General features: G+C 70.3%; 11 protein-coding genes and 1 tRNA gene. 6 read left to right on the forward strand and 6 right to left on the reverse strand.

Going from position 1 to position 10176, the window contains the following annotated elements; all coding sequences use genetic code 11:
• Positions 1–34 precede the first annotated feature (34 nt).
• From ACPXBU_RS27065 to ACPXBU_RS27080, 4 genes are read right to left on the reverse strand one after another with little or no spacing between them, the layout of a single operon-like run.
• Entirely contained in the window at positions 35–793 is a 759-nt protein-coding gene (locus ACPXBU_RS27065) for an energy-coupling factor ABC transporter ATP-binding protein (RefSeq protein WP_393372483.1), read from the reverse strand.
• On the reverse strand, positions 790–1560 hold the full coding sequence (gene cbiQ / locus ACPXBU_RS27070) for a cobalt ECF transporter T component CbiQ (RefSeq protein ID WP_425760213.1): 771 nt from the start codon (positions 1558–1560) through the stop codon (positions 790–792). The genes ACPXBU_RS27065 and cbiQ overlap by 4 nt, the downstream gene beginning before the upstream one ends.
• A gap of 15 nt (positions 1561–1575) precedes the next feature.
• Positions 1576–2025 carry a PDGLE domain-containing protein gene (locus tag ACPXBU_RS27075; protein ID WP_425760214.1) on the reverse strand — a complete coding sequence of 150 codons (450 nt, stop codon included), beginning with the start codon at positions 2023–2025 and terminating at the stop codon, positions 1576–1578.
• A complete protein-coding gene (locus ACPXBU_RS27080) occupies positions 2022–2738 on the reverse strand; it encodes an energy-coupling factor ABC transporter permease (protein WP_393372474.1) in 717 nt (238 codons plus the stop codon). The genes ACPXBU_RS27075 and ACPXBU_RS27080 overlap by 4 nt, the downstream gene beginning before the upstream one ends.
• Before the next feature lie 271 nt (positions 2739–3009).
• Here ACPXBU_RS27080 and bcp point away from each other — a divergent pair, with 271 nt between their 5' ends.
• The 4 genes from bcp (at position 3010) to ACPXBU_RS27100 (ending at position 5126) form a co-directional block, all read left to right on the forward strand.
• Positions 3010–3486 carry a thioredoxin-dependent thiol peroxidase gene (gene bcp / locus ACPXBU_RS27085; RefSeq protein ID WP_393372471.1) on the forward strand — a complete coding sequence of 159 codons (477 nt, stop codon included), beginning with the start codon at positions 3010–3012 and terminating at the stop codon, positions 3484–3486.
• Between the two features lie 29 nt (positions 3487–3515).
• Positions 3516–4439 (forward strand): hypothetical protein, encoded by a 924-nt coding sequence (locus tag ACPXBU_RS27090; protein ID WP_425760215.1) that lies wholly within the window; start codon positions 3516–3518, stop codon positions 4437–4439.
• Positions 4425–4507 (forward strand) — tRNA-Leu (locus ACPXBU_RS27095). The genes ACPXBU_RS27090 and ACPXBU_RS27095 overlap by 15 nt, the downstream gene beginning before the upstream one ends.
• A 91-nt stretch (positions 4508–4598) precedes the next feature.
• The gene (locus ACPXBU_RS27100; protein ID WP_425760216.1) at positions 4599–5126 is read left to right on the forward strand and encodes a GNAT family N-acetyltransferase; all 528 of its coding nucleotides are present in this window, start codon (positions 4599–4601) and stop codon (positions 5124–5126) included.
• A gap of 4 nt (positions 5127–5130) precedes the next feature.
• Here ACPXBU_RS27100 and ACPXBU_RS27105 read toward each other — a convergent pair whose 3' ends face one another.
• Positions 5131–6117 (reverse strand): expansin EXLX1 family cellulose-binding protein, encoded by a 987-nt coding sequence (locus ACPXBU_RS27105; protein ID WP_425760217.1) that lies wholly within the window; start codon positions 6115–6117, stop codon positions 5131–5133.
• 115 nt (positions 6118–6232) lie between these two features.
• Positions 6233–7051 (reverse strand): MOSC domain-containing protein, encoded by an 819-nt coding sequence (locus ACPXBU_RS27110; RefSeq protein ID WP_425760218.1) that lies wholly within the window; start codon positions 7049–7051, stop codon positions 6233–6235.
• A gap of 250 nt (positions 7052–7301) precedes the next feature.
• Here ACPXBU_RS27110 and ACPXBU_RS27115 point away from each other — a divergent pair, with 250 nt between their 5' ends.
• Together ACPXBU_RS27115 and ACPXBU_RS27120 are read left to right on the forward strand one after the other, a co-directional pair.
• On the forward strand, positions 7302–8369 hold the full coding sequence (locus ACPXBU_RS27115; protein ID WP_393372457.1) for an LCP family protein: 1068 nt from the start codon (positions 7302–7304) through the stop codon (positions 8367–8369).
• A 344-nt stretch (positions 8370–8713) separates the two neighbouring features.
• The gene (locus ACPXBU_RS27120) at positions 8714–10018 is read left to right on the forward strand and encodes a sugar transferase (RefSeq protein ID WP_393373071.1); all 1305 of its coding nucleotides are present in this window, start codon (positions 8714–8716) and stop codon (positions 10016–10018) included.
• Positions 10019–10176: the final 158 nt, after the last annotated feature.

Consider the following 10176-nt stretch of genomic DNA (forward strand, 5'->3'; position numbering starts at 1 on the left):
AATAACCTCATGATCAACGGGGGTGGGGTGGGGGTTAGGGGTTTGGGGTGAAGCCTTGGGGGAGTTCTAGGCGGTGTTGGGCCAGCAGGGGCGCGTTGTTCAGCAGGGCCGGGGTGGGGGCGTCGGCGACGATTCGGCCGCCGTCCAGGATCACCGATCGTTCGCACAGCTCCGCCGCGTACGGCAGGTCGTGCGTGACCATCAGCAACGTCACCGGCAGGCCGCGCAGGATCTCGGCCAGCTCACGACGGGCGGCCGGGTCCAGGTTCGACGAAGGCTCGTCGAGCACCAGGATCTCCGGGTGCATCGCGAGCACGGTGGCCACCGCCACCCGGCGGCGCTGCCCGAAGGAGAGGTGCTGCGGGGCCCGGTCGCGGTGCGCACCCATCCCCACCGCGTCGAGCGCCTCGTCCACCCGGGCGGCCAGCTCCGCCCCGCGCAGACCCAGGTTCGCCGGCCCGAACGCCACGTCCTCCGCCACCGTGGGCAGGAACAACTGGTCGTCCGGGTCCTGGAAGACGATGCCCACCCGGCGACGCACCTCGGCCAGGGTGGCCCGGTCCGGCGTGACCGTCAGGCCACCGACGCTCACGCTGCCCTCGGTCGGGGCGAGGATCCCGTTGAGGTGCAGCACAAGCGTGGTCTTGCCGGCGCCGTTGGGCCCGAGCAGCGCCACCCGCTCGCCGCGCGGCACGCTCAGGTCCACCCCGTGCAGGGCGACGTGCCCATCCGGGTACGCGTACCGAACGCCACGAACGTCCAGCGAGAGAGCGGTCTGCACGACACCGATCATGACAGCACGACGGCGGTGGCGGCGATGGAGGCGGCCAACACCGGCACTGTCGACGCGACCAACCACTGACCGGCGCTCGCGGCACCGTCGCCCTGCCACACGGCGGGCATCCGCCCGGTGTAACCACGCGACAGCATCGCCAGGTAGACCCGCTCACCACGTTCGAACGCGCGCAGGAACAACGCCCCGATCCCGGCGGCGAAGCCGCGCAACTGCCACAGGAAGCGCGGATCGTCGCCCCGGGAGATCCGGGCCACCCGCATCCGCCGCGCCTCACCGATCAGCACGTCGAGGTAGCGCAGCATGAACGTGGCGATCTGGGTGAGCACCTGCGGGCAGCGCAGCCGGTCCAACCCCACGATCAGGTCCCGGGTGGTGGTGGTCGCGGCGAGCAGCAGCGAGGCGAGCACACCCAGGGTGCCCTTGGCCAGGATGTTCCACGCGCCGTGCAGCCCGTCCTCGGACAGCCGCAGGCCCAGCACCTCGACCCGCTCGCCACTGCCGAGGAACGGCAGCGCCACGGCGAACAGCACGAACGGCAGCTCGATCAGCGCCCGGCTGAGCAGCCACCGCGGCCCCACCCGGGCCAGCGCCGCGACGACCGCCACCAGCACGGCGTACGCGCCGAAGGCCCAGAACGCCGTACGCGGGGTGGCCACCACGGCGATGGTGAAGACCACCATCGCCACGATCTTGACTTCGGGCGGGAGCCGGTGCACCGGCGAGTCCGACTCGCGGTACAGCACGTGCCCGTGACCGGCACCCATCGCGCGTACCCCTGCTCAGCTCGTCGCGTCGGCGCGGCGCCGGACGTCGCCGGCGTCGCCCTCGGCGGGTGTCGTCGTGTCTCCGTCGGACGGCGTCGTGCCGTCGGGCGTGGCTCCGTCGGACGGCGTGACGCCCCGGCGGCGCAGCAGCCAGAACCCACAAGCGCCGATCGCGAATGTGACAAGCACCCCGAGCACCCCGGAGAGGCCCGTGGAGACGAAGCTGTTGGACACGCCGCGCACGCCGTAGTCGGCAAGCGGGCTGTCGGCGAACTCGTGGTCGCGGGCCTGCTGAGCCGGGCAACTACCGCCGACGATGTTGTCGTCGGCGTCGACCGTGCAGCCCTTGAGCAGGGACGAATCCAGCCCGTCCGGGTGGGACGAGGCGTAGTTGCTCACCACCCCGGCGAGCAGGAGGGCGACCAGCAGGCCACCGGCCAGGAACACCCACGAGCGATTCTTCATCGAACACCTCCAGCGACCGGGACAGCGGGGGCGGCGGGGGCGCGCAGCGAGCGCAGCGCGTACACCAGGTCGGGTCGCACCTTCGCGACGGTGAGCACGGTGGTCGCGGTGATCAGGCCCTCGCCGATGCCGATCAGCAGGTGGACGCCGGCCATCGTGCCGGCCAGACCGGTCAGGTTGCTCCCGAGGTCGGTGGTGCCGCCCAGCCAGTACTGCAGGACGAAGCCCTGCGACGCGACCACCACGCTGAGCGTCGCGGCGACGAACGCGGTCACGGCCAGACCTGCCCGCGTACGGGGCAGCACCCGCAGCAGCACCGCGATCAGCACGTACGCCGCGGCGGTGCCGAGCAGCGCCATGTTCGTGATGTTGAGGCCGAGCATCGCCACGCCGCCGTCACCGAAGATCAGTGCCTGCACCACCAGGACCACGGACACGCAGAGGGCGCCGACCCACGGGCCGACGAGCATGGCGGCGAGCGCGCCGCCGAGCAGGTGACCACTCACGCCGGCCGTGAAGATCGGGAAGTTGAGCATCTGGACGGCGAAGATGAACGCGGCCACCAGGCCCGCCATCGGGGCCAGCCGGTCGTCCAGGTCGCGCCGGCCGCGCAGGACACAGACGGTGAGCGCGGCAAGAGCGAGCGCAGCGAAGATCGCCGCCACGGGACCGTCGATGATCCCGTTCGAGATGTGCATCGCACGTGTTTCCACGCGACCTCCCACACGTCAGTGGGCCCGACCGGGCCAGCGAGCGTCAGCCTATTTCCCATGAGTCGTTGTTGCCAGAGCCTGGCAACAACGCGAGGTGATGATCACCTTTCGGCCGACCAAACCCGGCGGCGCTCGGTCACCCGGACGACGAGTCGATCACCAGCCGGTGACGACGACAGGGCTCGCAGGTGGCCGTGCGATCGGCAGGCGGGTCGTGGCCGCCGCGCGTCGCCGTCGACGGCACCCGTCCGGCCGACGGTATCGTCGGGCCATGACCACGCCCGACCGCCTCTCCCCCGGTGACCCCGCGCCCGAGTTCACCCTCGCCACCGACACCGGCGACCAGCTCTCCCTCACCGACCTGCGCGGACGCAAGGTGGTCCTGTACGCCTACCCGGCCGCGATGACCCCCGGCTGCACCAAGCAGGCCTGCGACTTCCGCGACTCGCTCGCCTCGCTCCAGGCCGCCGGATACGAGGTCGTCGGCATCTCCCCGGACAAGCCGGCAAAGCTGGCGAAGTTCCGCGAGCGCGACGCGATCACCTTCCCGCTGGTGTCCGACCCGGACCGGGCGGTGCTGACCGCCTACGGCGCGTACGGCGAGAAGCAGCTGTACGGCAAGACCGTCACCGGCGTGATCCGCTCGACGTTCGTGATCGACGCCGACGGCAAGATCGAGCGAGCGCTCTACAACGTCAAGGCCACCGGACATGTCGCCAAGCTCCGCCGCGACCTCGGCCTGGACTGACTGTCACACCGGGCCGCTACGGTCCGTCAATGGTTCGCTACAAATACACGCCGGAGGCGCTGGCCGCCGCAGCCGCCGCCGCGCGCAACATCACCGAGGTGATGCGGCTGCTCGGCGTACGCGTCAGCGGCGGCTCGCACGCGCACATCAGTCGCCAGCTGAAGAGGTTCGGCATCGACACCTCGCATTTCACCGGCAGTGCACACAGCATCGGCCGGCGGGGTGAACGGCGCACCACATCCGCACAACTCCTGGTCGTGCTGCCAGAAGGGTCCCGCCGGACACCAGGCGTGCGGTTGAAGTGGGCGCTGCGCACACTCGGCGTGCCGGAGGAGTGCGAGGGGTGCGGGATTGGGCCAGTGTGGCGGGGCGCTTCACTCACCCTGCACGTCGATCACATCAACGGCGATTTCCTGGACAATCGGCCGCCGAACCTTCGCCTTCTCTGTCCGAACTGTCACAGTCAGACCGCGACCTATGCTGGCCGGCGAAACCGAACTCCTGATCTCGCCATCCACGTGGAGCCGGGCGATGGGGAGCAGCGCTCACCCGAGACGGCCGACTCCGATCGCCGACCGGCCACGCCGGAGGAGATCGTCGACCTGTTCGGTCGAATTGACGCACAGCAGATGACGGCCCTGGAGGCGGCACGGCAGTTGGGCTGGCCCTCGGCCTATCTTTACAAGGTTCGGCGGAGACTTGAGCAGGACGGCGTCCTGAGACCACGGCCCCATCGCAGTTGGCGTTCGAGGGCCCATCGTGACACGGTCATAGAACAGGCGCTGGCGCATCCAGAGGTCGGGCCGAAGAGACTGTCCGGCATTCTTCGCAACCTGCCCGACGGCGGATGCAGGGTGAGCCACGGCACGGTCTCGACCATTCTCCGGGAGGCCGGGCTCAACACCGCCGAAGCCAGACGTTCTAGACTCAGGGCGTTGGCGGGAGTGGCGTAACGGCAGCCGCGCAGGTCTTAGGAACCTGTATCCGGAAGGATGTGGGGGTTCGAATCCCCTCTCCCGCACAGGTCGGGCGCGCACCCGCCCCAGCCCGGGCTTGTCGGGCGTGTCACTGTCGAGGGTCGCGGGCCTGGTCGGCGGGTCAGGATGGCGAGCGTGAGTCTGCGCTTCGTCCTCGACCCCGACCTGACCCCACGCCTGTGCGCCGAGATCGTCACCCTCTGGACGGACGTCAGCAACGCCGGCGGCGCGGTCGGCTTCGTTCCACCGGTGACCGCCTCCGACGTGCGCGTGCTCGCCGACCCGACCTTCGCCGGCATCGCCGACGGATCGGACCGCCTGCTTGTCGGCTACGCCGGCGATCGGCTGGTGGCCCTGCTGGTCTTCACCGACAATCGCTTCCCGCTGAAGGCGCACTGGTGCGTGTTGAAGCGGGTGATGGTCCACCCGGACGCCCAGGGCACCGGTTACGGTTCGGCGCTGATGGTCGAGGCCGCCCGGTTGGGCAGGCGACTCGGCCACGAGGCGCTGCACGTGACGGTCCGCGACGGGTTGGGGTTGGACAGGTTCTACGGCCGCCTCGGCTACCGGGAGATCGGCAGGTTGCCGGGCGCGTTGCGGGTGGCGCCCGGTGACGACCGGGACGAGATCCTGATGTGGTTGGACCTGACGCCTACTGACTGAGCGGTCAGGCACCGCACCAGCGGGCGTTGGCCGCGGCCGGCTGGGCGCTCGGCGTGCCGGTGGCCGGCGCGCTCGCCTTCGCCACCTCGACCGGGCGACGGGCGGGTGTCGGCGTACCGGCAGCGGGTCGATTGGCGGGTGGTCGGGCCGACGCGGACGGTCGCGGCGTGGCGGCGACCGGGCCGCCCCCGTACATCCGGACCGTGCTGTTCTGCACCTGGCCGGGCGCCATCCGGATGCCGCTGGCGGTGGCGCGGTTGCCGTACACGTCGCTGATCCGGAGGGTGAACGGGCCGGCGCCGGCGCCGGAGGCGATCAGCCAGTAGTTGTAGTCCTGCCGGGCGGCCGAACGCCACGGCCCGCTGTCGCCCTGCCGGACCTCGACGGACCCTAGCGGGTTGCCGTGGTTGCCGACCCGGACGGCGAACCAGAACTGCGACGCCCCCTCCTTGATCCGGAAGGTGAGCGGACCGGGCAGCGGTGGGTTGACCACCGCACGGTAGGTGACCGGGACGAGGCCCTGGACCGGTTCGGCGATCCGGGCGAACGCCTCGCGGGACAGGTCGAGATGCCCGGGGGCGCACTCCGGGCACTGGTCCATGATCAGCACTCGGACGGTGCCCTTCGGTCCGGTCACGTCGAGGAAGCCACCGCAGGCGGCACCCGCCGAGTATTCGGTCGGGCCGAGCGCGACGTAGAGCTTGTTGGCCGGTGCGGCGGGGTTCGAGCAGTTGCCGCCGGCGCCGTTCGAGTCGTAGAAGGTGGCCTTGCCGCTGTGCGTGGCGGTGCCGGTGGGCGGCGCGGCGGCGAGGGTCCGGCCGGCGGCGCAGGCCGGGGCGGCGCCGGATCGCAGGGTCAGGGACAGTCCCAGGGCGGCCGCGACGACTGTGACGCCGGCCGCGACCAGCCAGGGCGTCGAGCGGGACGACGACGCCTGCGGCTGCTCGGGAGCATGGTCCAGGTCGATGTCGACAACGCTCACGTCCGTCACGTCGGCGATGCTGCCGGAACGGGACGTGGGCGGACAAGCCGGCTAAGCCAAAGCTAAGACAGCAGTGACGGACGGTGATCGGCGCGCTCCACGTGCCGATCGCGGTCGAGTCTGGTCAGGGTGCGATGACGAGCGGGGCGCCCACCGCCAGGTGGCCGGTGTCGAGCGGCACCAGGTGCAGTCCGAAGAGGAGCTTCTGCCGGACGTTGCGGTGTCGTCCGAGGGTGCGCAGCGGTTCCGTCGTGCGTACCCCGGTTTCCTGGTCGGTGGTGGTCACCACGCAACGGCCGCACGGCCCGGCGGCGCGGAACCGCAGGTCACCGAGGCGCAGCGAGCGGCCGACCCAGTCGTCCTCGGCCCAGGCCGATGCCCCGTCGACCACCAGGTTGGGCCGGAACCGGGTCATCGGCACCGGTTCCTCGCCGGCCTCGGCCAGCCAGGTGTCGAGGGCGTCGAGGGAGGCGGTGTTCGTCAGCAGCAGCGGGTAGGCGTCGGCGAAGCTGACCTGGTCACCGGTGTCGTGTTCGCGGTCCCCGGCGGCCAGGTGGCGGGTCGGCCGACCCAGCCAGACCAGCCGGACCGGTCGGCCGAGCAGCGCGCCGAGCCAGTCGTCGGCCGCTCGACCGGCCGGCAGGGCCGGCACGGGGATCGTGCGGTGGCGGAAGGTCCGCACGGGGACCGGTGCGCCGTCGGGCGGCTCCGGCACGTCGAGGTCGGGCTGCCCGTCGGCGCGCAGCGACAGACCTCCGGGGCGCACGGTGGCGTGCAGGCCGACCAGCCGGGTGGCCTCGCGCTGGGTGACGCCGACGCCGTCGACGTCCACGACCATCCAGCGCCGGTCGCCGGCCAGGCCCCACGGCTGCACGAACGCGCCGTCGTGGTCGAGCCGGTGACAGCCCTTGACGGGGTACGTGTGTATCGCCCTCAGCCGCACCTGGCTACCATGCCACGTCGATCCCGTCGCCGGGGTACCAGTGGCCGGCGGGGCTCTCCCGGCCGCTTCGGCAAGGCGGCGACCGGGGTGAATGGCGTGCGGGCGACGGCTCGGCGCGGTTGCGTGGTGTCCACCGCTGCTTCACAGCAGGTTCACCGCAACGATCGTCGGAGGAGTTTCGGTCGGGATGCGGGACCTACGACCCGGACGGGGGTACATCCCCGTAACCGGGAATCAGTAGCATCGCGGCATGCAGTATCGCCAAGAGTACGCGGAGCCCGAGACCCAGTTCATCGCGGCGCAGCAACCATCGGAGCCCACGAAGAAGGCGCGTCCGAGACGCCCCCGGTGGCAAAAGGTCGCTTTGATCACTTTCGTGGTCCTGGCGTTGCTCGGCGGTGGCGGGATGATCGCGGGCGGTTTGTACTTCCGTTCGATCAACTCCGGCATCGAGCGCGTCGACGCCTTCGACGGTGTGCCGGAGGCCGATCGCCCGCAGGTGGGTGAGAACGCCAAGGGCGCCATGAACATCATGATCCTCGGCAGCGACTCGCGCGATCCGGACAACGAGTCCGGCTCCCGCACCGACACGATCATCGTGGCCCACCTTCCGAAGGACCGGTCCAGCGCCCAGCTCATCTCGATCCCCCGGGACACCTGGGTCAACGTGCCGAAGTCGTCGAGCGGCCGGGGCGGCAAGGACGCGAAGATCAACGCGTCGTTCGCGTGGGGTGGCGTGCCGCTGCTCGTGCAGACGGTGGAGAAGTTCACCGGCGTACGGATCGACCACGTGACGATCGTCGACTTCAGCGGCTTCAAGGAGATCGTGGACGCGCTCGGCGGCATCAACGTGGACGTGGAGAAGGGCTTCACCACGTTGTACGCGCTCAACGGCAGCCGGACGTTCAAGGCCGGACGGCAGAAGATGGACGGGGCGGCCGCGCTTGACTACGCACGCGAACGGCACGCCTTCGCCGACGGCGACTTCGCCCGGATCAAGCACCAGCAGCAGGTGATCAAGGCGATCCTGGACAAGGCGGCGTCCGGCGGCACGCTCGCCAACCCGGCCAAGCTCAACTCCTTCGTCAAGGCGACGGCGGACGCGGTCGCCGTGGACAAGAAGTTGAACCTTGTGGACCTTGCCTCCGAGATGCGTGACCTGCGCAGCGGCAACCTGACGTTCCTCACCTGCCCGGTGAAGGGCACCGGCATGATGGGCACCGAGAGCGTGGTGCTGGCCGACAAGGAAAAGGCCGCTAAGGTCTTCGATGCGGTCCGCAACGACAACGTTCCGGGAATCCTTGCCGCCGCAAAGTAGGAGAAGGAACTGGCTTGGCGGCTATGGTGGCACGACCCGGTCGATCGTAGAGTTCGGTCGCCCTTCTGGTCGGGACGCATGACCGAGGGCTTTTACGGGGAGGTCCACTAGTGTCAGGCCATCCGGCGACCAGCCATTCGTCCACGCCGCCCGTCGGCGGGGACGATCTTGACGTGCCGGGCGACGAGGGCCGCCTCTACGGGGGCGCCCCACCCGTGCCGCAGACGAGGGCGCCTGGGGTTCGGGCGCAGGCCAAGGTCGAGGTGCCCGGTCTGGGCACCACCGCCGTCCTGCCGTACGCGAGGTCGCGCACCTCGTCGCGCACCCGGTGGCTGCGGGCGTGGATGATGAATGCGCCCGTCGACGCCGTCGCGCTGATCGCTCCGCTGCTGCTGAGCCAGAGCTACTGGCGCGGGACGCTTGCCAACGCCGTCCTGACCGTGGCCCTGTTCGCGGCCGGCGGCCTCTACCGGCCGCGCCGTCACGTGAGCATCCTCGACGAGTTGCCGAGCCTCTGCGGACGGCTGCTGGCCGCCGCCTCGGTGGTGGCCATCATCGCTGCGGAACGCCACGCCTCCGTGACGTACGTCAGCGGGTTCATGCGCGATGTCGCGGTGTCGGCGTTGCTGGTGATCCTCGGACGTGCGGCAAGCAGGTCCTTCACCGTCCTGTCCCGCAAGCGTCGGTGGGCGGAGCACAACGCCCTCGTCGTCGGCGGCGGGCCGATCGGCCTCGAGATCGCCCGGTTGCTGCGTCGCTACCCTCAGTACGGCCTGCGGTTCGTCGGCTGTGTCGACGCTCCGTCACGCCAGAACAACGCGGCGCTCGCGCTGAGCGGGACGATGACGGACCTCGAGCACCTCGTCCGGCTGACGGAGTGCGAAGTCCTGGTCATCGCCGACCCGGACTGCGACGAGTCGACGCTCATGGAGACCCTGCTGCAGCCCCGCAGCTCGCGCTGTGATCTCTGGGCCGTGCCGCGCCTGTGGGGCTCGCGCTCCCACGGCGGTTACCCCGACCACATCGGCGCGTTCCCGATCGTCAAGATCGGCGACATCACGCTGAGCGGCCCCCGGTGGGCCATCAAGCGGGCGTCCGACATGTTCTTCGCCGGGTTCGCGCTCCTGCTGTTGAGCCCGGTGCTGCTGCTCTGCGCCCTCGCCACGTTCATCGATGGTGGCCCCGGGATCTTCTTCTATCAGGAGCGGATCGGCCGGTACGGCAAGCCGTTCAAGGTCATCAAGTTCCGCTCGATGCGTCCTGTGAACGAGCAGGAGTCCCAGACCAACTGGTCCATCGCGCACGACAACCGGGTCGGCCCGATCGGCCGGTTCATGCGCCGGACCTCGCTGGACGAGCTGCCCCAACTGTGGAACATCCTGCGCGGCGACATGAGCGTGGTCGGCCCTCGGCCGGAGCGGCCGTACTTCGTGGAGAAGTTCTCGGCCGAATACCCGGACTATGCGGCACGCCACCGCGTCCCCGTCGGGCTCACCGGCCTTGCCCAGGTCAGCGGCTTGCGCGGCGACACCCCGATCTCCGACCGTGCCCGGTTCGACAACTACTACATCGAGAACTGGTCGCTGTGGTTGGACGTCAAGGTGGTGCTCCGCACCGTCTCGGAGGTCTTCCGCGCCGGCGGTCGCTGACCAGACGCCGAAACGCCGCGGGTGGCGGCGCCGACGGAGTTTGCATCGTCGGCGCCACCACCCGCGGCGTTGTCAGTTCAGGCGGTGGGTGTGGTCTTGAGGGGTTCCCACCAGGTGCGGTTGTCGCGGTACCAGGTGACGGTGTCGGCGAGGCCGGC

The organism is Micromonospora sp. DT231, from assembly GCF_049847025.1.
In the GTDB taxonomy this organism is placed as follows: domain Bacteria; phylum Actinomycetota; class Actinomycetes; order Mycobacteriales; family Micromonosporaceae; genus Micromonospora.

Coding starts and splice junctions, on each gene's coding strand:
- ACPXBU_RS27065 (WP_393372483.1), bottom strand. CDS start 793: ATGATCGGTGTCGTGCAGACCGCTCTCTCGCTGGACGTTCGTGGCGTT.
- cbiQ (WP_425760213.1), bottom strand. CDS start 1,560: ATGGGTGCCGGTCACGGGCACGTGCTGTACCGCGAGTCGGACTCGCCG.
- ACPXBU_RS27075 (WP_425760214.1), bottom strand. CDS start 2,025: ATGAAGAATCGCTCGTGGGTGTTCCTGGCCGGTGGCCTGCTGGTCGCC.
- bcp (WP_393372471.1), top strand. CDS start 3,010: ATGACCACGCCCGACCGCCTCTCCCCCGGTGACCCCGCGCCCGAGTTC.
- ACPXBU_RS27090 (WP_425760215.1), top strand. CDS start 3,516: ATGGTTCGCTACAAATACACGCCGGAGGCGCTGGCCGCCGCAGCCGCC.
- ACPXBU_RS27115 (WP_393372457.1), top strand. CDS start 7,302: ATGCAGTATCGCCAAGAGTACGCGGAGCCCGAGACCCAGTTCATCGCG.
- ACPXBU_RS27120 (WP_393373071.1), top strand. CDS start 8,714: ATGATGAATGCGCCCGTCGACGCCGTCGCGCTGATCGCTCCGCTGCTG.